The sequence below is a fragment of the Dyadobacter sp. genome (assembly GCF_039919315.1).
Classification (GTDB): Bacteria; Bacteroidota; Bacteroidia; order Cytophagales; family Spirosomataceae; genus Dyadobacter.
On the sequence record NZ_JBDSFX010000090.1, the window covers coordinates 276,233 to 300,324 of the forward strand.

A 24,092-nucleotide genomic window follows, 5' to 3' on the forward strand; every position below is an offset into this window, starting at 1 on the left:
CTATTTTACTACTCAATAGCCTGGATTCTGGCCTAGATTTGGATTAATATCGATTTCCCGCAATGGTACCGGCATGAGTACTTCATGATCAGCTACCGTGAAACTCAGCCCATTATCCTTGAAATAGCGATTCATTACAACCTGAAAACGCCCGGTACGAACGAGGTCAAACCACCGGTGGCCTTCCAGGAAAAACTCGAATTTTCTTTCATTTTCAATGGCCAGGGCGAGATTTGGCTGTGTTAATCCAGCCAGTGCGGAAAGTGCAGCCCGGCTCCGCACCATATTAATGTAAGTATGCGCCTCTGCCGTATTATTGGTCTCATTCAAAGCTTCGGCGTACATCAGCAACACATCAGCGTAGCGGAGCGAGGTAAAATTAATACCTCCGTCGCCCACAATCCCCGTCGTAAAATCCACGAATTTGAGGCCAAACAGCTCTTTTTCATATTTACCGTTGATCAGTTTTACCGAGTCTCCAATGGAAGCAGGTCTGCGCAGATCTCCTTTTTCATAGGAACCAGCCATCTGGCGCGTTGGCAACACTCGCCCGGCACCCTGCATATTGCCCGGAAACATGCCGACATCAAACCGGGAAGGCATGAAAATCGTTGAAAATGAGTTGCCTTCACCCACATTGCCTGACAAGTATTTTACCTCAAAAATGGATTCAGGTAATTCGTCATTTCCATTGGTAAACATTTTTTTGTAATCAGGATTCAATGTGTAGGCTTTCAGGTCTATGACCTCTTTGAGTACCGTTTTGGCCAGATCAAACTGTTTGGTAGTCAGATAAACTTTACCCAAAAGCGTTTTAGCAGCGCCGACCGAAGCCTGGGATTTACTCAAACCTGTTACCCCATTGAGCAATGTTGCCGACTCGGTCAGGTCTTTGGTAATCACAGCGTACACGTCGCTGACCGGCTTTCTGGTCATGTCGAAACTCATAATCTCATCGGGGCTTCGGAACGAAACATCCACGATGGGCACATTGCCAAAAAGGCGAACCAGATAAAAGTAGCTGTACGCTCGCAGAAACAACGCTTCTCCCCGGTACTGATTTTTTTGCGCATCCGTCATGGTAACAGCATCCAGCCGCGACAGGATGTTATTGGACCTTGCAATGGTAGCAAAGCACGTTCCCCAGATGGAATTGAGAAAATCATTGGAGGCGGTAAGGTTCATTTCATCGCATTCAGCCTCCGAAGTCGTCGGGGAAGTGGATTTAATGTCCGTATTGTCTGTTGTCAGATCCCCCACATTGACCACCGAAGTATTATGAAGCCCTTGCAAACCGGCATAGTTGCCGATCAGTGCCGTTTGGAAATCCTTTGGCGTTTTATAAAAAGAGTTTTCACTGATCTGATACTCAGGTTGCAAACTCAGAAAGTCGGAACAGGAGGCGACAGCAACTCCCATGAAGACGTATATGATCAATTTTTTCATTGCGGAAGCTTTTAAAAAGTGAGTTTAATCCCTAGGGTGTAAGTGCGCGGAAGCGGATAGTTCAGATAATCAATGCCCGCATTGACCACATTGTCGCCGGTAATGCTCGATTCAGGGTCGTAACCCGGATAATCGGTGAAAGTGTAGACGTTCGCGGCATTGGCATATACATTCAGAGCACTTAATCCCATGCGTTTGGTCAATTCTTTGGGCAGGTTATAAGACAATTTGATGTTTTTGATCCTGGTAAAAGAATTGTCAAACAGGTAATGTGACGAGGTACCAAAACCCAATGCGTGGTTACTTCGGATCGACCTCGGCATGATACCGTCGCCGGGATTGGCCTCCGACCGCCATCTTTTGTCGGTGAGCGCCAGGTTATTTTGAACACCGTTACTACCCAAAAGCGATGCACCTGCGTCCAGATAGGTATAGGCGCCGTGAGAACCTACCAGGCCAATGTTCAGGCTCAATCCGCCCAGACTGAAATTGTTATCCAGTCCCCAGGTGAAATCCGGCCAGGGCGTGCCGACAATTTTCCGGTCGCTCTGGTTAATGACCCCATCCTTATTGACATCTTCAAATTTGAGATCACCCGCTTGTGTTTTAGGATGTTGCAGCGCGGCACCGTCCAATTCCGCGCTGGTCATGAATACGCCAAGCTTATTGATCAGATAAAAACTGGAAATTGGAGATCCTACCTCGGTAATCTGATATGTGGAATTGGAAATCCTGCCGCCTTCAGTGGCCAGCTTCAAAACCTTGTTTTCATTATGGCTGAATGTAACATTGGTATTCCATTCGAAACCTTTGTGACGCATATTGACTGTCTGCAAACCGAGCTCGAAACCTTTATTTTCAATATCTCCAATGTTCTGCGTGGAGCTGCTAAATCCTGAGGCAGCTGGTAATTGCACCGCCAGCAGCAAATCCGTTTTGTGATCGCGATAGGCATCCGCAGTCAGCGTAATGCGGTCTTTAAATAAACTCAGGTCGATACCGATATTGGTTTGTTTCGATTTTTCCCAGGTTAGGTTGTCGTTGGATAATGTGCTGGGAATCAAGCCCGGGCTCAATGCCTTGTTCCTGATATATCTGGTGGTCGACAGCAGCCCGATACTCGTATAATCCCCGATCTGATTATTTCCCGAAATACCATAGCTTGCCCGCAGTTTCAGGTTACTGATCACATTTTGATCCTTCATGAAATTTTCTTCGGAAATATTATATCCTACTGAAAATGAAGGAAATGAACCCCAGCGATTATTCGCTCCAAATCTTGAACTTCCATCGCGGCGAACCGTGGCTGTAAACATGTATTTGCCTGCATAAGAATAAGTTGCCCGCGCCATCATGGATAAGAGCGACCATTCATTAATGCTCTGCGTGCCCGCATTGACAATACCCGCAGTAATAAAAGGAACATATTCGGTTGGAAAATCGGAAGCACCTACTGCAACCAGGTCCCGGCTGTTTTTCTGAGCGGTGAAACCGATCAAACCATTGACAAAATGCTTGTTATTAATCACTTTGACGTAAGTCAATGTATTTTCATTCAGCCAGTTGAGATTTTCAGCACGGGAAGTTCCTGCGGTAGCCGGGTAGTTCAATGTACCGAAATTAGGTACTGCCGATGACCGCCAAAGCCGGATATTATTGGTGCCAAAATTGACCCCGACGGAGCTTTTGAATGTAAGGTCATTGTTAATGCTGACCTCTATAAAATTATTGGTGACCAGGTCCATTACCTTGCGTCGGTCACCGGAACCGTCATTGACTGCCAGCACATTGGCCAGGAATCCCAAACCGTCGTTCACGTCATTCTGGTTAAAATAATAACCACCATTGCTATCGTAAGCCGGAATCGTCGGCGACGCTGCCAGTATATTTGCCAAAAGCCCGCCTGCTCCGTAATGTGATTCAGTGTTTACAAAACGGCCAAAACCGTAAGATCCGAATGTCGAAGTCCCGATTTTAATGCGCTTTGTCAGCTGCGCGTCGAGATTCACCCTTAAATTAAAACGGGTATAGTCAGAATTGAGGATCACACCTTCCTGTGAAAAGTAACCCGCTGATATAAAGTACTTTGCTTTCTCATTTCCACCTGTTGATGATACTTGTAGATTCCGGACAGGCGCCGTTCGGAACAGCACATCCTGCCAGTCCGTATCCGTAGTGAGAGACGACGGGGTCCTGAAATCAGGCCTTACCCTGGTATTGACCGATCTTACTTCATTGGCGTCCGTCGCTTTTCCACCTGCATATACCCACGCATTGTCCCGTCCGTCCACCACATAGTCGGCGTACTGGCGCGAGTTCATCATATCCAGCTTATGCGCCACTTCCTGGAAACCGTACGAGGCATCTACGCTTACTTGCGATTTACCATAAGCGCCGCGTTTCGTAGTGACGATCACGACACCATTTGCTCCGCGAGAACCATAAATAGCAGTTGCTGAGGCATCTTTAAGTATTTCAATAGATTCAATGTCCGACGGATTAATGGATGCCAGCGGGTTGACGCGGTTGCCCGTGTTGGAAGCCATCCCGGCGGAGGAAAAGTTATTTCCCCCATAATTCCGCATATCTGAACCACCGCCACCTGATCCAATCGCAAAGCCATCAATCACATACAGCGGCTGATTTCCACCGGTAATGGAGCTTACGCCGCGGATCAGAATGTTGACATTACCACCCGGCGCACCGGTGGTCTGGCTGATCTGTACACCAGGAACTTTGCCTTGCAGCATTTGATCAAAACTCCCCGCTGAGGGCTGGATGAGTTGGTCACTTGAAATCTTAGCAATAGATCCGGTCAGGTCCTTTTTTCGTGCCGTACCGTAACCGACCACTACTACATCCTGCAACTGCTGCTGGTCTGCTTTCATGGTCACATCAATCACCGACCGGTTGTCCACCTTGATCTCCTGAGGCACATACCCGATGAAACTGATCACAATGCTGGCGCCTTGCGCTACCGAAATCTTGTAATTACCATCCACATCTGCGGTGGTACCCGTGTTCGTGCCTTTCTCCGCAATGGTGGCACCGATCAAAGGCGCGTTGTCATTTTCGGCTTTGATTTTGCCGCTAACCGTAATTTTCAAGTCTGTTTGGGCGTGTAATGTGCCCGTTAAAAAGAGCAAACACAGCAGCGTGCCGGTAACCCACGGCGACAGCTTTGGGAATAAAGATCGTTTCATCGTCTTTTAGTGATTAGGATTGGCTTGTTTAAGGGTTTGGAATAGTCATTTAATCCTGCCTGATGATCACCGATTCCAGATTAAGGTAATTGGCAATCTTCTGGATAGCATGGGCGTGGTGCCCTACACCGAGCGCAAAATGGTGCGTAGGGCCTTCCTTCATCCATCTTTGTAAAAATGTGCGCACATCCGGTTTGAAAAATCCGCGCGTGTTGGTATTGCCGGTAGGAGGGATAGGCCCCTCTACTGACTGGCCTTCGGCGATCACAAATTTGAATTTTCCATCGTAAGTAGAGTTGATACTCAGCATCGTAATCGGTCCTTCCTTGATCTTGAACTCTACCCCGGCACCAAAACCTGGCTTACCGTGGTATTTCGTAAGACTTCTCAACACAGGTCGTCCCTGTGCAATGGCGACATTATGCGGCCCATCGTGACCTACCAGTACAAATCCCTCTTTAAAATCCACCGGGTGAAACTCCGCAAAGCTACCGCCTATGCCTAAACGTTCCATAATGAGCATGGCAAAGCAAGTTTTTAGGTCCGATTCGCCACACATTGGAAATCCTGCACCGGTTAGCAGCGAGTTTCCGACAATGAGGTTGGACATCACCGTACGCGTCTCACTGTTATCCGGCCCTTCGTAGTAATAGGCCAGGCCGTCGAGTTTCTTTTCTTCAATGAATTTTTCAAGGGCTACCGTTACCCGGGCAGCAATTTCAAGATCCGACTCCCTGAGTTTTTCAGAAATCGGGTCGGACACAGGATCAGGTGTATCGAAAAAATCGAGAATGCGTTCTTTTACCGGTTCAATTTCGCTGGCGTCAGACCGCTGGTACTGGGTCACGATCTCGTGCGCCTCGCATTGCACAATGTGCGCGCCGAAATGCGCAGTGAACATCGTCGAGTCCGAATGCATGTCCAGCATCGCCTCAATCGGGTGGCCAATGTGACCAATGCGGGAGGTTTTCAAATCGTGCAAAACGGCTGCTATGCGGCAGTATTCTTCAATTTCAGCATCAGCCTGTGGATCATCATACAAGGTTCCAATAATCATGTCCGGCACTTTTTTACCCATTCGCGCAGCGACACCCGCAAACTCCGGAAGCGAGCAAATGTCATCATTATACAGCTGCATGTAGGTAGAGGCACGCGTGTAATCCATGGCCTGGTCAGGTTGCAGGGCCACGAGTACGATAGGGACATTGACGCTGCGGATGACGGTACCGAATGTGTTGGAAGTTGCATAGGTAACCATATCGCAGAAAATCAGGTCCAGATTGGCCGCATTCAGCTTAGGTACCAGCTCGTAAGCCTTCTCCACATTATCGACCAGCCCAAAGTCAATCACTTCCGCGTGTGAGCCGGTTTGTATTTTTTCAACGAAAACGGCTTGTTTCCGCAGCATATCGTCCAATAGCCCCTCAAACTGGCTCCAATATTTGTAATAACCGACACCAAACACACCAATCCTCGGACGGGTTGGCTTTCGTTTCTGGATAATGGCCTGCTGTTCTAAGTGATTTTCGCTCTGTAATGGATTTCCCATAATTCTATTTATTTTTCTAATTCTAAATTCTTAACGCACTAAGTAATTTCTGGCAAAATTTTTTAACTCGTAATAACGTCCGGGCTTACCTGCGCTGTTTCAACTTCCTGAAACAAGAACCGGATTTTCGGTATCAATAAAACAAAAGCTGCAAATGCAATGGGGTAAAGTATCCCGGCCGCGATCCACATCGGTTTGTAAGAGTAATCCTGCACGATTTTACCGATCAATGGATTGAGTACCAGACTCGAAATCGCCCCGGCCGTACCCGAAAGCCCCACGACGGTGGAAGTCGCCTTTGGACCAAACATATCCGAAATGCAGGTAATGTAATTGGTGATCCAGAAACCATGCGCGAACATATAAACCGCCATCATCGCCACAGCGACCGCAACTTCGGATGTGTACTCGGTCAATGGAACGGCCAGCGTGAGTGCGGCAGCGAATCCCATCACTGTTTTGCGTGCCTTATTAATGCTGAAATTGCTTTTTACCAGCTTGTCGGACAGGAAACCGCCCAATACATTAGCAACACCCAGTGCCAGAAATGGTATCCAGAATAACCCGCCAATTTGTTCGAATGGCACGCCGCGAACCTGATTCAGGTATTTTGGTATCCAAAACATCATGAAATACATGACCGGATCGAGCAAGAAACGCATGAAAATGAATACCCAGGTTTCTCTTAATTTTAATATCGTTGAGAATGGAATGTTGTTAGCAGGTTCGGTGACTACTTTACGGGCCGGGATACTCGAAACTGTTTCTTGCCACGGAATGAGCAGCCAAACTACCACCCAGCCAATACCAACCAGCCCGGGAATCACAAAACCCGCGCGCCAGCCAAAATACTCCGAGATCCAGATCGTGAGGGGAGGCGCAATGACCGCACCGATGGCAGAACCTCCAATGGCGATCCCATTGGCCAATGCTCTTTCTTTTTTGTCAAACCAATCGTAAACCGTCTTTGCGGCTCCGGGAAAACAGGCGCCTTCCCCCATGCCCAGGAAGAATCGGAATGCGACAAGCTGTGACAGATTATGCATCACACCATGCAGCGCATTCGCTACCGACCATACACCCACAGCCACTGCAAGGCCTTTTTTCGCGCCAATTCGGTCAATCAGCCAGCCGCCTACTGTGAACATCAAAGCATAGCTGAGCAAAAAACTGGTGTTAACCCAGCCGTATTCTATATCATTGAAACCAAACTCTTTCTGGATCTTGATGATCGCAATGGATAGTACCTGCCGGTCGAGAAAACTTAATCCCGTGGCTACGAATACCATCATGACTACAAACCATCTGATAGAGTTTTTTTTCATATAACTTAACGCACTAACTTATTTTCATTCAAAAGTAAAGTCAGAAAATACCAAAAGCAAATTTTTGTAATTAATTATTAAAAAATTAACATAACAGGTACTGCCAGCGGCGGATCAACCCAAGGCTTCAGCCTTGGGTTGATAACCATACTGCTTGTTACGCGTCGGCAAGCTCAATCCAGGTAGGGGCGTGATCGCTGCTTTTCTCCCAGCCGCGTACGTGACGATCGACCCCGGCTGCCAGCAGGCGCTTGTCCAGGTGCGGACTGAGTAGAAAATGATCGATGCGCAGGCCGGCATTCCGTCCGTATGCATCGCGAAAATAATCCCAGAACGTATAGATAACCTCGTTAGGGTGCAGCTTTCGAATTGCGTCGGTCCAGCCTTGGTCGACCAGCGTTTTGAAAGCAGCGCGTACTTCCGGGCGGAACAGCGCATCGTCTACCCAGCGCTCCGGTTTGTACACATCGAGCTCGGTAGGCATTACATTATAATCGCCAGCCATCACGACCGGCACGCCGAATTCCATTAATTCGGCGGCGTGGGTCGTTAGCCTTTCGAACCATTTCATTTTGTAATCGAGCTTCGGACCGGGTGCTGGGTTACCATTGGGCAGATACAGGCAGGCGACCAGCATTCCGTTGACGATCGCCTCAATGTACCGGCTGTGCAGGTCCTCTACGTCCCCGGGCAACTCCCGCCGCACTTCCTGCAGTTCCGCATTTCGGGCTAGTATTGCTACACCGTTCCAGCTTTTTTGTCCATGCCAGATCGCGTTATAACCCGCGTCCAGGATCGCTTGTTCGGGAAATTTTTCCTCCGGCGCTTTTAATTCCTGCAAACAAACTACATCCGGCTGACTTTCGGCAAGCCAGCGGAGTAGTACTGGCAGACGTCCATTTACTCCATTGACATTATAAGTGGCTATTTTCATAAAGATCAGTTTTTCCTTTCGATCTGAATGTATAAAAATCAAGCCCTCAATTTAATCAATGTATCATTTCTTTGCTGTTGTAACCACCAAATTAGCAAATGAACCATTTGAGGTATTGCCGACCCAGAGCGCGATACTACCAGTTGTTGCGCTGCTCAAACGCTCTACTTCCAAACATGGTGTAGGAGAATTGTTAACAAAAACCTTAACAGATTTGCCTGCAACAACGATTTTGGCATGAAACCAGTCTTCTGGATCTGGTACCGGATTCACCCTCTTCTCATATTTTCCCGGTGAATCCGCCCGCAGTTTTTCCCAGGGATGATCGGGCATTGACACATATTGAACAGCTCGCAGCCTGCGGGCCGTGTCCGGGTTCATAAAATTGAATGGACGAAAATAAACGACCTCATAATGTTTCGCATCTTGAACATGGAAAGCCACACCCACAAAACTTTTTTGCAAAACATTCCTTCCTTTGACGTCCAATTCAATGGTACCGTCGACAAATGAATAATCTTTCAACGTTACAAGACCATCCTCGACGGCTTCACTGACCCGCAATACTTTCTTGCCGGATTCAGTAAGGGTTTCAGTTTTTCTGTTGGTTACATTCCAAATGTCGGGCGAATGAAGATCCGGGCGGAAAGTCTGCGCAAATGCCGGATAAATAAAGAGGTAAAGTAAAAAAAATGATAACAAGGTTTTCATAGCTATTGATTTTTACATTGATTGAAACACTCCTGCAATATTCAGTTAAATGGTCTATTTTTGGTTGTTCAAATTCAAGGCAAATCAGTGCAAATCATTTTCTGTTACCCCAAATGGCCAAAAACGGAGAAGAATCTGAAATAAATCAGTGCCTTTTGCTGATCGAGTCGAAGTTGGGCTGGGGCAGTAGTAATGGCTGGGTTCATTACGATTTTGAAAAACTGAGCGACATTGTTAACGACAGTACCGGTGTCCGGCTGAGTACTTCTACATTAAAGCGTATCTGGGGAAAGCTGAAATACGACCACGCGCCAACCCTTACTACATTAAATACACTGGCCCAATTTGCAGGCTATACGGATTGGCGGAATTTCAGACAAGAAGTAACTTCGGCATTGTCGGCTGCAGCAGTCTATAATGTGGTCGCTGAGACTGCGGAAGTAAGCGCCACTCAGGTCAGCGAACCAGCATTACCGGCAGCACAGCCAGCGCGGATTCCGGTTGCGCCTGTCAAGCAAAAAGGTTTCAAGTATTACTGGTTCTTGGCCTTGATACCGCTCTCGCTGCTCGGTTATACATTGATTTCGTCGAAACAAAATTCATTGGATAGCAATGCATTTTCATTTCGTACCGATAAGATGATCGCAGAAGGAGTCCCTAATTCGGTCGTGTTCCATTATGATGCCCGGGCGGCTGCTACGGATTCCGTTTTTATCGTACAAACCTGGGATATTACCAGAAAGAAACTGGTTCCCAAAAACCAGCATGAACATTCGGCAATTTATTACTACCCCGGCTTTTTCAACACCAAGTTGATTGCCGATAATCAGATCGTGAAAGCACAGGACCTTTGGATCACTTCCAGGGGATGGCTGTGCCTGGCGGAAGATGAGCCGGTACCGCTTTATTTCAAAGATGAGGAATGCCTTAAAGACAGCATGGTCGCGGTGGATGAGCATGTTTTGAAAAAATACAACCTGCCCCTTTACCCCAAAGCACCCAGGATACGGTTTTTTAATCAGCGCGATATGGGTGATCTGATGAGCGATAATTTCACTTTTGAAACGGTTATCAAAAACAATTTCGACCAGGGTACCAACACCTGCCAGCCGGTGCAGGTACTCATTCAATGCAAAAACGACATCATTATCATTCCGCTCGCTGCCAGACCGTGCATAGGCGATATGTCGCTGGCTTTCTGCGGGACGTTTGTGAGTAGCAAAAACACCGACTTGTCGAAATTTGGTGCCAACCTTACCCAATGGACGAAGTTGCGGGTGGAAACTGTGAACAAGCATGCCACTTTATTTGTCAATGGCGTCAAGGCCTATTCGCTTACTTTTCCGAACAAGGCGACCGGGATCGTGGGTGTACAAATACGGCTTAACGGTACTGGGGCGGTGAAAGATACCTGGTTTGAAGGGAAAGGGAAGGTGACCAGATTTTAGTGTTACGAAAGTTTTGTGTGGCTTAACAAAATAATAATTTGTTTAATCAGATTAAAAATAGCCACATCCTCCTTTTACTGAGTATATCTAAAATCTTAACCAGAAACCTTAACCGGAAAATTAATGGACAAACCGAATACAAAAAATGAACAATCTGCTTCGACAAGAAGGGATTTTATCAAAGCTTCGACCGTTGCTGCGGCGGGTTTCATGATCGTTCCCCGCCATGTGCTGGGCGGTAAAGGTTTCACAGCCCCAAGCGACAAAATTGTAGTGGCCGGTGTCGGCGTTGGTGGAAAAGGAACTTCTGATATTGCCAATTTTTTCAAAAGCGGAAAGGCTGATATCGGGTACCTCTGCGATGTGGACGACCGAAGAGCTGCTACCTCGGTAACGAACTTCCCCAAAGCAAAATATTATAAGGACTGGCGGGAAATGTTTGAGAAAGAATCCAAAAACTTTGATGCGGTCTCTGTCTCTACACCCGACCATACCCACGCCGTAGTGGCGATGGCAGCGATGCAGCTGGGCAAGCACGTGTATGTGCAAAAGCCAATGACCCACGATATTTACGAGGCCAGGATGCTGACCGAAGCTGCCGCCAAATACAAGGTAGTAACGCAAATGGGCAACCAGGGATCGTCTGGGGACGGTGTACGACAGTTGCACGAATGGTTTGACGCGGGCGTGATCGGTAATGTCGATACGGTTTATATCTGGACCAACCGCCCGATCTGGCCGCAAGGTATTCCCTGGCCGTCGGAAAAACCACCGGTTCCGAAAGAACTGGACTGGAATTTGTGGCTGGGTACTGCTCCCTACAAAGATTATGTTGATAAACTGATCCCTGGAAGCTGGCGCGGATGGTGGGACTACGGTACCGGCGCGCTGGGTGACCTGGGATGCCACCTGATGGAAGCACCTTTCCGCGTGTTGGGGCTTAAATATGCGGTGGATATGCAGGCCAGTGTAAGCAGTGTTTTTACGGATTTTGGTAAAAGAGGGATCTTCCCGGATAGTTGCCCGCCGTCAAGCCACGCCACATTGACTTTCCCTAAAACACCAAGAACCAAAGGGCCGGTGACCATGCACTGGATGGATGGTGGTATCAAACCGGAACGCCCGGAAGAACTGGGACCTAACGAATTGTTCGGTGACGGTAACAGCGGTATCCTATTTGTAGGTTCCAAAGGTAAAATGATGGCCAGCGAATATGCTGCCAATCCCCGCCTGCTTCCGCTGTCGCGCATGCAGGAAGTAAAAGTGAAACAAAAATTTGCCCGTGTACCAGGTAGTGCCGATGGCCACTATGCGCAGTGGGTAGAAGGCTGTATCGCCGGATATGGCAAAATGGAACTGAGCTCACCGTTTGATCTGGCCGGACCATTGACAGAAGCGATCCTGATGGCAAACCTGGCAATACGCGGTGCGGATATGCCTAAGCCAAGAGCGACCGGCAACGGATTCGACTATCCGGGCAGCAACATGAAGATGCTTTGGGATTATAAAAACATGAAAGTGACCAACTTCGACGACGTGAACCAGTTTGTGAAGCGTAATTATCGTGAAGGTTGGAACCTGGGCGTATAGTTTTAGATTAAAAAAAAGGAGAGCCGGAATATATTACGTTCCGGCTCTTTCTATGTTCAGTGGGTTATTTTGTAATCAATTCGGGTTCGTAGAGCAGCGGGAAAAACTGACCATCCAGTTTCTCGTCCCTGGTGATGATGGGCACGCCGGCAAGCAATTCTTCGTCGGTTTGCGAGGTAGTACCGTCGCTGAACACATTTAGCACAAATGCCCTTCTGGATCTTTCTGACTTGTTTTCGTAAGAACCGTGGACCATCAATGGATGATGAAAAGTAGCATAGCCCTTTTTCATTTCGATGGGCACCGGTTTAAATTCCGCTTTTTGCTCCTCCGTGAGATAAGGCATAATACCATCCATATCTCCCGCCAGCTCCGGCTTGTCCAGCAATCCCCAGCGGTGACTTTTTGGTACATAATAAAGGCAGCCATTCTCAACACTCGCATCATCAAGACCTGTCCAACAGGTAAGGTGCTGCATGGGAACGGTGCGCGTCCAGTAAGAATAATCCTGATGCCAGGCCACGACGCCGCCGTGACGGGCTGGCTTGCAAAACAGTTGATCATGCCAGAAACGAACTGCGGAGTTGCCCAGTAACTGGCTGGCTGCCATTACAAAAGCAGGGTTCCAGAGTACGTCATGAAAACCAACGGTAACCCGCCAGGCTCCGAGCGCATGCATGAGCACCGCATTCGGATCGGCGGATTCGTTGGAATGAAATTCATAAAATAAATGATGTCCGGGGTGCGCCGGATTGGTGCTAAGGGTCAATTCCTTATTCAGAATGTCTACCTGCCATGGTTCCAGCAGCTTGATGTTGGCGAGGTAACCATTTTCATTGAAAAAACTGACCTGTTCTTCACTAAGCCTGTACTGTTCCCATTCTTCGGAGGAGCGTGGCTGTGTAAAAAGATCGGATACCAGTTCATGGTATCCGGACAGGTCAGTGGTTTGTAAAATCATGGGTTTAGGAATAATCGTTACAATTGAACTTGGACAAATATCGTCGAAACAGTTTCTGCTTGAATTGCCAATATTGATCAATTAGTTGTTTATTTTGTAGTGTTAATTTTTCGTCAATTCGTTATTGATGCATAATAAGCAATGTATCAAAGTCGTGGGTTATGAAAGCACAGTTTGAAAAAGCCAAAAGGACACCTGAAAATTCTTTCATCGTGTTTCTGCATGAGGTCGACGAGTTTGATGCACCCTGGCATTACCATCCCGAATATGAGCTGACCCTGATCCTGAATAGCCAGGGCGTGCGGTATGTGGGGAACAGCATGGAGAATTTTGATGCGGGTGACTTGGTAATGGTGGGCCCCAACCTTCCCCATTGCTGGAAAAATACCGGCGAAAATCCCGGAAAGGCGCGTGCCGTGGTAGTGCAATGGTCGGCAGACTTACTGGGAGCGGGTTGGATCGAAAACCCGGAGTTTAAACCCATTCAGCGGCTTTTGCAACTGTCTGATCAGGGGATACGGTTCACGCCGGCTGTTTCGGATCGAGTTCAGGACTGGGTGCAAAGTTTGCCCGCATTACCTCCGTTTCCAAGACTGATGCGGTTGCTCGACATACTGGATTTCCTTGCGGGAGCTGCGGATTTCGAGCTTTTGTGTGAACAGGGATTCACCTATCCGCTCAATTTTGACGATAATCAAAGGGTCAATCTGGTGTATAGCCACATCCGGGAGAACTATCAGAATAAGGTTACGCTGGCAGAGGTCGCCGGGCTGGTGCACATGAGCGAAGAGGCATTCTCGCGGTTTTTTAGCAAGATCATGCACAAGCCTTTGTTTACTTTTTTGAATGAATACCGGATCACGATGGCCAGTAAAATGCTGATCGAGACCGATATGCAGATTGCGGAGATCGGGTATGCATGCGGGTACGAAAGTCTGCCGTTCTTTTACCGACAATTCAGAAAATTTGCTGGTATGGCTCCATTGGGCTACCGCAAGCAGTTCCGGGAAATAGCAAAACAGCCGGAGCAGCCGGAATTTTTTGGGTAGCCAATGAAGGTACTCATTTTGGTAGGGTCGCACCTTTGGTAATGTCCCATTGGGTATGATACTACTTGCCAGATTTGGCGTCAGCCCCCGCCATATCGCCCACAGCCCACACCTGCGAGCCTGGAAAGCGGTTATTTACATTGAATACCAGCTGCGCCAGTTCCTCCATCGGCAAATTGATGAACTTCCCGATCTTGATGTCCAATGCCGTAACCCCATCCGCCGCACTCACCCGCGCAGGCTGCCAGGCGCCTATCCATTTTTAGGAAGCGGCGGCATTGTGCAGTTTTTAAGATAATGTCACCCGCGGTATAGCGGCGATGTATGCCGAGGTGATGAGTAAGGTTAGGGCTGAGGCGGTTAGGAGTTAGGGGAGGGTTTTTGGTTTCATTTTTTGGAAGAAACTAGTTGTTTTGCCTGGTCAGCACTTTTGGTCGACCTTATCTGGTAGGGAATTGCTTTTATCAATCGGGTATTGTTAAATTCTTCAACGGTTACCACATTCTCTTTCGGCACGATTCCCCGGCTAATCCAGTTCAAAACAGTTTCCACATTTTTGATGTCGAACCGTTTGCAATATTCCTTAATCGTGACCCACTCTGATAAATCTACAACTTCTCCGTGGCTGATCAGATAAGAACGTGCATCTGAAATGGCAGCGTTACCTTCCGACAGCAAGACCTCCATTTTTTTACTGAAATCGGTTTTCTCTTCCATTTTGAATGTCAGTTAACAAGTTTGGTGATTTTGATCATTTCAATTTTTCCAATTGCTCTATTAGTTTGGATAAAACTACACATTGTTAGGTGGTCTAACAAAAAACCCATAGGGATGAAATATTGGTAGGTTCAAATTTTAGCACAGTTCACAAGTGCCGTAGGTACGCAACGGTGTGCATAATGTTACATACCTACGGTATTTTGTATTGTCTGGCCGGCATCGCCGCGGCTACCAATGTTGCGTCCCTAACCGGACTTATGCTTTCAAGTTCAATAACTCGAATTTAAATTATTTATAACATCTACTTCCCTTGAATCAACAATGCTAAACCCTAACTACTCCACCGTCAACACCCCCTGCATGACCCGCCAATGTCCCGGAAAGGAACATATAAATGGGTAGTCGCCTGGCTGGGTTGGAGCTTTGAATTCGAGGCGGAAGCTTTTGCCGGAATTGACGAGCGGCGTGGCGAATAAAACATCCGTAGTGGCAGGGACGAAGTTTTTTTCAAAACCATCTTTTAGACTTGCCATTGCGTCGGCTGCTTCTCCTACTTTTTCAGCAGTACCGGGCTTGACGATCACCACATTGTGTGGCATCAGGTCCGGGTTTTCGAAAACCAATGTGATGGCCCTGCCAGCGGGAATGGTCATGCTCTTTTTGTCAAAAGCCATTTTGGCTTCGATTGCAGTCAGCTTAATTTCAATGGTACCCATTGTTTCCAGTAAAGCAAGAATGTCTTTTCGATCTTTTTCGGAGATCTGCGGGACCATATTTTTCATAGAAACCACGGCATTTGCAAAAGCTTCTGAACGCTGCAAAGTTTCCGGTAACTGGTTCAGAGATGTGACAAAATCCTTGACCGACTGCGTTTTAGCAGGATTTTCAATGGTCATTTTCATCAAAAGCGGGTAGGTAATCCCTGGTACATCTGCCGCCATTGTTTTGATTTTGCCGAAAAAAGTAGCTTGCAAATCTTTATCCGGCAAAATAGAAATGCTTTTCAAATAGTCGGCTTTGTTGGAAACGATCTGATTTTGAATGGAGCGGTCCGACTCATCGGCGGTGATGATCGCGGCATAACTCAATGCTTTCATGAAATGGATAGTATCAGTCCTGATCAGATTCTCGAACTCGGAACGGTGCTTACCAAGCTCGCTTTTATCAAAATGAAGCATCATACCGACCATCTCATTTTGCTGAGCTGGCCTGTTTTCGATTTTCAACGCATATAGCATGGCTTTGGTTTTACTCAATTCCAGCTCGCGCGACAGTTGGCTCAATGCAGCTTCTTTCTGTTTTATACCCATGTGAGATCTGCCCAGAATTTCGATCAATGTTCCGTGGTTCTTAGGCAATGCAAGCAACTCATCATTCGATAAAAATGGAAGCAGGTAACGTTCGGTCTTTTGTAGGAACATTTGACGTTTCATCGCTGCATACCAAACCGGTTTTAAATGTCGGAAAGTCTCCGAAATCGCGTAATCCAGATAATAATCAGTCGGATAGTTGAGTACATCCAATGCTGCGGTAACACCTTTTTCGTCTTCAAAAAAACTGAGCGCAACGATTGCTTCAATCCTCACCCGGGGAGACGGATCATTGACCCGCGCCCGCATCAGTTCCAGAGAACCCGGGATTTTGTCTTTCCAAAAGCGTAATACTTTGGTCGCTGCGGCGCGTGCGTGAGGCTCTTTGGCGTTGAGTAATGTTTTCAATAATGTTTCTTCCGGTACATCAAAATCCTGGTAGAGCCACAATCCTTCCAATAAATGATGTTCATATTCCGGGTCATTTTTGTCCAACGATCCAATCCATGTTTTCAATGCTGGTAACACTGTTTCAGACTTTTGTTCACGGATTTGCGCTCTCGACCGGTAACGGAAGCGATCTTCGTGTACTTTCAAATTTTCCAAAAGCTGCGCAATGTTCTGTTTGGAAATGTCGGTGCGCGGGAGTAGCGCCTTGTCTTTGTAAGTAATGCGCCAGATCCGTCCGTGAGAAATGTCGCGTGCGGGGTCGCGGGGGGGATTTTCACCGTGCGAGATCAGCGGATTGTACCAGTCGACAATATATAATGCGCCATCCGGGCCGAATTCCAAGTCGATCGGGCGAAAATTCGGATCTGAGGATTGGAGGATAGGTTCTACTTCTTTGCTACCAATGCCCGAGCCCTGCGAAATGATCCGGTGCTGCTTGGTACCCTGAAAACCAATGTTATTATTCACCAGAAAATCACCTTGTACATCGTCGGGAAACTGCCTGCTGGAAACAATTTCGATACCCGCAGTGGGCCTCACGCGCGTTTCCGTGAACATATTAATGCGCGGATGTTTGTCGGGATAGGTAACATTGCCGGTCATGGGAGGGGCAAAATAATTGGAACCATCGGAGGCGTCGCCGATCAGATGTGTGCCCCATTTGTCAAAAATACTTCCCCACGGATTGTAATAAGGATAAGAAATGTAGTGGAAAAGCTTTGCGGTACGAGGCTCAAAACGATAAGTCGCACCCGCATATGAGCGAATTGGGCCATATGGCGTCTCCACCTGCGTGTTCAGAAAAGTACCCTCATTGAAATACAATGCGCCATCCTGTCCATAAGTGAATGCATGGGTCGCGTGGTGACTGTCCTCGGACCCGAACCCGGTCAGGATCACTTCGCGTACGTCGGCTTTGTAGTCCCCGTCGGTGTCTTTCATGAAAACAATGTCCGGCTCCTGCGATACATATATACCCCCATTTCCGAACTCAAAACCCAGCGGAAGGTAAAGGTCATCGGCAAAAACGGTATGCTTGTCCGCCTTACCATCGCCGTCGGTATCTTCCAGGATCACGATTTTATCATGGACCGGAATGCCAGGAAAGTATTGCGGGTAGGTAGGCATAGTCGCAACCCAAAGCCTGCCGCGGGCATCGAAATTCATCGCCACCGGTTTTTCAATGGGAAAATCCTTTTCGGATGCAAAAAGATTGATCTCATAACCCGCCGGAAGTTTAAACTTTTCGGTAGTAGCCGGCCACATTTTCTCGTGATGCGCGTGAGCAGCCGCGCGGGCCGCCTCGCCCTGCCTGCCTGTCATGGGGATATCGGGTAGGAGCATCGGGTCCACCGGTTTTCCACGCCGGTCGGTAATGTCGATGGCTTTTTGATAACTTTCGGTGCCATTGCTTTTACCCAGTTCCCAGATCACGGAATCCAGTGCGGCGGTCATTTGGTTCAGTTTACGCAGCTCCGGAGGGAATGCGATAACGCCGAAAGGCTCTCTGCGGCGTCCATAAATATACTCCCCGTTCACCGCCCGCCAGCGATAAAAGAAATGGATATCCTTCATTTTGATCACTGCCGTCAGCTTTTTACCATTCTCGGAATTAAGGTCGGCTATCTTGCTAAATCCGAGTGAATTTCCCATCCATTCCGCTGCCAGCCTGTACCCTGCGTCATTGAGGTGAATGCCGTTGATCGTGATTGGTGGCTGGTTTTTGAGTTTGGCCCGGGCAATGGATGTGGTGAAGAGGTCTATGAAATACAAGCCTTTTGCATTGGCCGTTTTTTGCATAGTCTTTGTATACAGTTCCAGATTTTTGTTGTGTTCCGCGGGATCGGGCAAGTGTCCACCCAGGTTTTCGTGCGCAATGGGTGATACCAGCACGAGCGTAGGGGCGGAGCGACCATTGTATTGGTTGTTTTGCAGGTTTTGGATAAATGCATGAAGGTCTTTTTCAAATTGCGGAATGCCCGCGGCGCCTTTGAAAGCCTCGTTCATTCCAAAGCAGAGTAAAATAATATCTGCTTTCTGGTCGGAAAGATCCTGGTTGAGGCCTTGAAAATTGAGGGGTACCGGCATTATGATCCGTTCTCCTTCGTGGGTATAGCCCTGGAATTTGACTTCTTTTTTACCTTCCGTAAGTCTGGACGTTTTTTCACCAAAACCGGGAAAATTCAATGGTCGGGGCTGCAAACCTACCTCGTCCGCACTCCATCCCATGTTGCGCAATGTTAGCTGCTTGTTCGGGTAGTTTTTTTGTAGTATCGTTTCAAAGTAGCCGTAATGACGCATCCGGTCCGCGAAAGTGTTGCCGAGCAGGATAATATGGTCTCCTTTTTTAGGAGTAAAACCGGGATTCGGGGCCTGGGCGGCGACCGGATTTACCCAAAACATTGATACACTTAAAATGACAAGCAGGATGCATTGACCAAATGGCTTCATAAGAAAGACTGGATAAAACGAAAATAGCTAACAATTAACATGTTAGCTATTCCAGATCAAAGCCGTTAATGCTTTCAATTTAATCACCCAATTACTTTTATTTTACGGGATGTTCCAGCAAGCGATTAAACAAGGAAATAAAAAATGTAGTAGTTGCAACTGTTTGATATACGATGTGTCTTAAAGTTGCATAGTTGGAAATCCATTCTCAAAGCCAAAACTATTATGAAGCTGTTCACTACTCTCCTGGTATTTTTGCTTTCAGTTGCTGCACTATCGTGTACCGATGAAGCCGTTGATAATGCTGACCATGCAGATTGTGTGCGAGCCAAGTTCATAGCAAATTATTGCGTGTCGGATAAGCCGCTTCATTTAATTCAATTCCTGGAACCAACTGACTTGGCAACAGCGCAAAAATCGCAAACTTCGGATTCAACATTCTATCTCGCCGCTGTTTTGGATTTGCCGGATTCTGTCCAAAAAATAGGCGCGGTGTTTTACATGAAATTTCATTTTGATCAAGATGCTGAAAACAAATACCGCCCAAAAATTTGCCAGGCAGTATTCAGCCCAGTTAAAATACTTGTCTGCGACAGCGTATCAAGTCAATTTTGCCAATGACCTGACAAAACCAGCACGATACATTTACAAACTACTCGTCCAGCCAGGCTTTGAAGGCAGGCGCTTTTTCCCTGCTCACCATAATTTCCTGGGCAGTTTCGGGACGGAGCTCCACTTTGAGTTTGCCATTGAAATAAGTGTAAATCTTCTGAATGGCTGTAATTCGCGCGATGAACTGACGGTTTAGCCGGAAAAAACTCAATGGATCGATCATCGATTCGAGCTCTTCGAGGTTATAGTCTACCAAAAACTGGCGTCCGTCGCTGGCCACGAGGCAGGACATTTCGTTCGCGGTGTAGAAATACGCCACCTGTTCCTGATGAATGGGGACAAGCTGCTCGCCGTTTTTGACCAAAAACCTCGTTTTGTAAGTCTTGCGGCTCATTTCCAGACTATCCAGCATCGATTCCACTTTTTGGGCATAAGCCTGGGGCGAAAAATCCTGCTTAAAATTCTCGTACTTTTTGATCGCCTCTTCCAGTTCTGGTAACTTAATGGGTTTCAGTAGGTAATCAATGCTTTTGACCTTGAATGCCTTGATCGCGTACTCGTCGTAGGAAGTAGTAAATATGATCGGACTATGTGCAGGAAAATCTTCGAAAATCTGGAAACTTAGGCCGTCGGAAAGCTGAATGTCGGAAAATATAATGTCTACCGCCTGCCCGGACTTAAACCACCGCTTGGCCGCTTCCACACTTTCGAGCACACCGGATATCTCTATACGAGGGTCTAGTTTTTTGAGCAGCTTTTCGAGCCGTTCTGCCGCGGGATATTCGTCCTCAATGATTAATGCTTTCATATATTTGGCAATGGGACCCCTAATGGAATTACCTCATGGAATTTCTTAATGAAACGTCAGTAAAAGAATGACAAGTTTTAAACGAACTGGCTGATCAATGGAATTTTGACGGTAAACAACTCAGCGCTTTGAATGATCTCCACCCGCCGCTCGGTGAGCAGGTTGTACCGGTTAATGATGTTCTGCAATCCTACCCGCGTCGATTTTTCGAGGATTGTTTTCTCCTGAATGTTGTTTTCGACCACCAGATATTGGTCGCCTTCCTGCCGGATATTGATTTTCAGCGGACTTTCCTTCGAAGCAATGTTGTGCTTGATCGCGTTTTCAATGAGCATCTGAATGCTGAGCGGCGTTACATGCTGCAGGTAAGCATCCGGCGAAATGTGCTTTTCCACCATCAGATTGTCCCTAAACCTGATCTTGTTGAGGTACACATAAGCATCCAGAAAAGTAATTTCCTCGTCGAGCTGCACCGTATTTTTGCTCCTGCTCACGAGCACATACCGGTATACATCCGAGAGCCTTTCCAGGTATTGCTGCGCGTCCACATTGGTATCGTCGATCAGCGCGGCAAGGGTGTTCATACTATTAAACAGAAAATGGGGGTCGAGCTGATTTTTAAGTACAGCGAGCTGTGTTTCAATGCCTTCGCGCATCAGCGACTCGGTTTTCCTGATATTCAGTTTCCATGATTCAAAAAAGTAAATGGCCTCATACACCAGGTAAACCAGCAGCGTGGGCAGGAGGCTGATCCGGAAGCCTAATAACATGCCGGGCCGGGCATTGAAAGCCTTACAAAGGACCTCGTCCAGTACAAATGTGGTGACCAAAGTGTAAAAAAGTGCCAGTACCGCTTCAAAAAGAAGCCTTGTGCTGGTTTGGCTATAATTTGGAAAAATGCGGCGCATGAGCATGATAATGTACCGGTTCCCCTCCCAAAGTGCCACCGTGATCACGAATGAAATGCCCGCGGAAATCAGGTAATTGTTACTCAGTTTTAAAAAATCATCGAAACTCAGCACCATAGGAATGGCAAAAGAAAGAAACGGGATGCCTATCAGACGCATTTTTGCATCATTAAGCTTGTACAAGGGTTCACTCGTTGTTTTGTCCACGTCTTTTTATTTGACCTTAAAATTCGTAAATAATTAACATTTAAAACCTTTCGGTCATCCTAAAATGTGAACCGGAACAATGGTACCGGGAAAAACCCCTGCTGGTATTCAGTCGCCAGGCTGTTGGTACGTGGGTTGTAGGTTTGCTGGAATATGTTTTTCGTCGCGCTCACATTTTGCAGATCCAAAGATGCTTCAATGGTACTTTTGCGTAATTCCTTGCGGTAGGTAAGTCTCACGTCCGTTCTGAAATAGGCATTCTGGCGCTGGGAAAAGGCATTGCGTTCATCATACACCGCTCCACCGCGACGTCGGGATTCTTCCAGGTTCAATGGTGAAATGTATTTGCCACCTACAAAAGTGGTTTTGATACTGGCACTTACCACATTGTTAGCACCGATCTTAATTTCCTTGCCCGCCAGAATGTTGACTACATAATGACTGTTGAAGGCAGTATTCCGCTGAACTCCATCGCTTCCTTTGTATTTGGAATCGAATAATGAAGTGGTGATCAGGAAATAGTAGCCGCGGTTGAAGTATCTTTCTAATGTGAGTTCCACACCGTAATTTCTGCCGGTACCTTTATTAACCAGGCTGTCTTCGTCCATATTGGCAAAATTACTGCCGGTATTGAGCACTGAAAATGACGTACCGTTGCGTTCCACCGGCACATTGAAAATAGACTGGTAATAAGGCTCCACTTTCAGCCGCAGGTTTTCACCCAGCCGGTTTTCATAGCTCAGCACAAAATGATGACTTTTGGTAAAATCCAGCTTCTTGTTCGTGTAAGCAGGTCCCGCAGGTGTAGGTGTCTGCACATAATATGCATACGTACTCTGCGCCTGACTGTTCAGCCCGTAACCCGCGCTCACCGACTGCCCGTTCAGGAAAATATATTGCAGACCCAACCGGGGCTCCACAGCAACCTGGTTATTCAGGCTGAAATGCTGCGCGTGCAAGCCGGTTGTCAGTTGTAAGGTCTTGTTAATACGGTACTTCCATTGTCCGTAAGCTTGCGTGAGAATGTTGTTCTGGTCTTTGACATTCACACGAATGGTATCGAATTCACCGGCATTGTAAATACTTCTGTTGAAAAGATCAAAGTTGAGCAAGTCTACGGTGACGCCGGCATACAAGCTATGTTTTGCATTGATCTTGTGCCGCATATTGAGAACTGCCGAGTATTTGCGGGTCTTAAATTTCGCTTCACCATTCAGGAATGCCTCTCTGGTCACAATGCTGATGGAGTCGCCGCTGAATATCTGGCTGGTAGTACTGGCCCCCAATGTCAGCTTGGCGAATGTTTTGGGCGAAAGCGTATGTTCGTAGCTTACACCAAAGATGTTAGTACCATATTTCACCCGGGTATTTGAGTTTTCGGTACCGTATAAATTGGTATTGGTCGTATCTACGTCATTGCCCAGAAACGTTACATCGCTTTGTCCCACAATCCCAAAAAACGTCAATTTTCCTTTGGTTCCGGTCGGTACTGCCACTTTGAAGTTCAGGTCAGAATAATCAGGAACCGCGCTGCCCGTCCCGAAATTGATACCGAGGGCTTTGAAAAGGCCTAATGTAGAGTAGCGGTAATTGAGCAGATAAGAAGCCTTGGAATTTTTAGAGAACGGGCCTTCCGCTCCGACTTCAAAACCATTAAAACCTACCTGACCCAAAAATTCGTGTTTCTCATTATTACCTTCCCGCAAGCGGAGGTCAAACACGGCTGACAATGCATTGCCGTATTGAGAAGGAAACGCGCTGGTTAAGAAATCGGATTTGTCTAATGTGTTGTTATTGAGCATGCTAACCGGCCCTCCCGTACTTCCCAGCGAACCGAAATGGTTGGGGTTGGGAATGTTGAGGCCTTCGAGCTGCCAGAGCATACCGGTAGGAGAGTTACCGCGCACCACGATGTCATTACGGGAATCATTGCCCGAAACTACACCCGCGTAGTTGGCCGCCATACGCGAAGGATCACCCAGCGCGCCTGCGTAACGTTTGGTATCTTCCACATTGAAAGAGCGGCCGCTCACCAGCGCCAGTTCATTGTTGGTTTTGGTCTTATCGTTTTTTCTGTCGGCAGTAATCACTATCTCACCCAATTCTTTGACCATTTCAGTCAAGGTCACATTGAGGACGACTTCTTTTCCAGCGGTCACGATAATATTCGAGAGGCGTTGTTCTTCATAACCGACGGAAGTGATTCTGAATGAATGCCTTCCGATTCGAATGCCGGTAATTTTGAATTCCCCGTTTACATCGGTAATCGCACCGACAGGATACTCGCCTTCGGCTTGAATGAGCATCACCGATGCGCCTATGACGGGTGATTGCGCCACCTCGTCACGGATTACGCCGCGGATCGTTTGGGTCGTCAGCTGGGCCATCAGCGGATTGAATGCAAAGAGGC

The 24,092-nt window shown here is 47.3% G+C and carries 17 protein-coding genes; 4 read left to right on the top strand and 13 right to left on the bottom strand.

Annotation, left to right across the window (positions count from 1 at the left end; genetic code table 11):
- Window positions 1-12 precede the first annotated feature (12 nt).
- The 6 genes from ABIO93_RS26815 to ABIO93_RS26840 form a co-directional block, all read right to left on the bottom strand.
- Window positions 13-1,446 carry a RagB/SusD family nutrient uptake outer membrane protein gene (locus tag ABIO93_RS26815; protein ID WP_348073085.1) on the bottom strand — a complete coding sequence of 478 codons (1,434 nt, stop codon included), beginning with the start codon at window positions 1,444-1,446 and terminating at the stop codon, window positions 13-15.
- 11 nt (window positions 1,447-1,457) lie between these two features.
- On the bottom strand, window positions 1,458-4,649 hold the full coding sequence (locus tag ABIO93_RS26820; RefSeq protein ID WP_348073086.1) for a TonB-dependent receptor: 3,192 nt from the start codon (window positions 4,647-4,649) through the stop codon (window positions 1,458-1,460).
- Window positions 4,650-4,698: 49 nt separating this feature from the next.
- Window positions 4,699-6,198 (bottom strand): L-fucose/L-arabinose isomerase family protein, encoded by a 1,500-nt coding sequence (locus ABIO93_RS26825; RefSeq protein ID WP_348073087.1) that lies wholly within the window; start codon window positions 6,196-6,198, stop codon window positions 4,699-4,701.
- Between the two features lie 62 nt (window positions 6,199-6,260).
- A complete protein-coding gene (locus ABIO93_RS26830; protein ID WP_348073088.1) occupies window positions 6,261-7,523 on the bottom strand; it encodes an MFS transporter in 1,263 nt (420 codons plus the stop codon).
- A 157-nt stretch (window positions 7,524-7,680) separates the two neighbouring features.
- Window positions 7,681-8,457 (bottom strand): exodeoxyribonuclease III, encoded by a 777-nt coding sequence (gene xth, locus ABIO93_RS26835; RefSeq protein WP_348073089.1) that lies wholly within the window; start codon window positions 8,455-8,457, stop codon window positions 7,681-7,683.
- Window positions 8,458-8,520: 63 nt separating this feature from the next.
- The gene (locus ABIO93_RS26840; RefSeq protein ID WP_348073090.1) at window positions 8,521-9,168 is read right to left on the bottom strand and encodes a family 16 glycoside hydrolase; all 648 of its coding nucleotides are present in this window, start codon (window positions 9,166-9,168) and stop codon (window positions 8,521-8,523) included.
- Window positions 9,169-9,281: 113 nt separating this feature from the next.
- On the opposite strand from ABIO93_RS26840, the gene ABIO93_RS26845 reads away from it, so the two are divergent.
- Together ABIO93_RS26845 and ABIO93_RS26850 are read left to right on the top strand one after the other, a co-directional pair.
- Window positions 9,282-10,616, top strand: coding sequence for a hypothetical protein (locus tag ABIO93_RS26845; RefSeq protein ID WP_348073091.1), 1,335 nt, complete (start codon window positions 9,282-9,284; stop codon window positions 10,614-10,616).
- Between the two features lie 123 nt (window positions 10,617-10,739).
- Window positions 10,740-12,206 carry a Gfo/Idh/MocA family oxidoreductase gene (locus ABIO93_RS26850; RefSeq protein WP_348073092.1) on the top strand — a complete coding sequence of 489 codons (1,467 nt, stop codon included), beginning with the start codon at window positions 10,740-10,742 and terminating at the stop codon, window positions 12,204-12,206.
- A 64-nt stretch (window positions 12,207-12,270) separates the two neighbouring features.
- Here ABIO93_RS26850 and ABIO93_RS26855 read toward each other — a convergent pair whose 3' ends face one another.
- On the bottom strand, window positions 12,271-13,167 hold the full coding sequence (locus tag ABIO93_RS26855; protein WP_348073093.1) for a phytanoyl-CoA dioxygenase family protein: 897 nt from the start codon (window positions 13,165-13,167) through the stop codon (window positions 12,271-12,273).
- Between the two features lie 161 nt (window positions 13,168-13,328).
- Between ABIO93_RS26855 and ABIO93_RS26860 the strand changes: the two genes are divergently transcribed.
- Window positions 13,329-14,216, top strand: coding sequence for an AraC family transcriptional regulator (locus ABIO93_RS26860; RefSeq protein ID WP_348073094.1), 888 nt, complete (start codon window positions 13,329-13,331; stop codon window positions 14,214-14,216).
- Between the two features lie 61 nt (window positions 14,217-14,277).
- On the opposite strand, the gene ABIO93_RS26865 is transcribed toward ABIO93_RS26860, so the two are convergent.
- From ABIO93_RS26865 to ABIO93_RS26875, 3 genes are all read right to left on the bottom strand, one after another.
- The gene (locus ABIO93_RS26865; protein WP_348073095.1) at window positions 14,278-14,448 is read right to left on the bottom strand and encodes a hypothetical protein; all 171 of its coding nucleotides are present in this window, start codon (window positions 14,446-14,448) and stop codon (window positions 14,278-14,280) included.
- A gap of 155 nt (window positions 14,449-14,603) precedes the next feature.
- Window positions 14,604-14,933 (bottom strand): hypothetical protein, encoded by a 330-nt coding sequence (locus ABIO93_RS26870; RefSeq protein WP_348073096.1) that lies wholly within the window; start codon window positions 14,931-14,933, stop codon window positions 14,604-14,606.
- A gap of 338 nt (window positions 14,934-15,271) precedes the next feature.
- Entirely contained in the window at window positions 15,272-19,099 is a 3,828-nt protein-coding gene (locus tag ABIO93_RS26875; RefSeq protein ID WP_348073097.1) for a PVC-type heme-binding CxxCH protein, read from the bottom strand.
- 273 nt (window positions 19,100-19,372) lie between these two features.
- Here ABIO93_RS26875 and ABIO93_RS26880 point away from each other — a divergent pair, with 273 nt between their 5' ends.
- A complete protein-coding gene (locus ABIO93_RS26880; RefSeq protein WP_348073098.1) occupies window positions 19,373-19,768 on the top strand; it encodes a hypothetical protein in 396 nt (131 codons plus the stop codon).
- Between the two features lie 31 nt (window positions 19,769-19,799).
- On the opposite strand, the gene ABIO93_RS26885 is transcribed toward ABIO93_RS26880, so the two are convergent.
- The 3 genes from ABIO93_RS26885 to ABIO93_RS26895 form a co-directional block, all read right to left on the bottom strand.
- Window positions 19,800-20,567: a LytTR family DNA-binding domain-containing protein gene (locus tag ABIO93_RS26885; protein ID WP_348073099.1), complete on the bottom strand. Its 768-nt coding sequence runs from the start codon at window positions 20,565-20,567 to the stop codon at window positions 19,800-19,802.
- Between the two features lie 77 nt (window positions 20,568-20,644).
- A complete protein-coding gene (locus tag ABIO93_RS26890) occupies window positions 20,645-21,682 on the bottom strand; it encodes a histidine kinase (protein WP_348073100.1) in 1,038 nt (345 codons plus the stop codon).
- Window positions 21,683-21,741: 59 nt separating this feature from the next.
- The coding region (locus tag ABIO93_RS26895; RefSeq protein WP_348073101.1) for a TonB-dependent receptor at window positions 21,742-24,092 on the bottom strand (2,351 nt) is incomplete at its 5' end.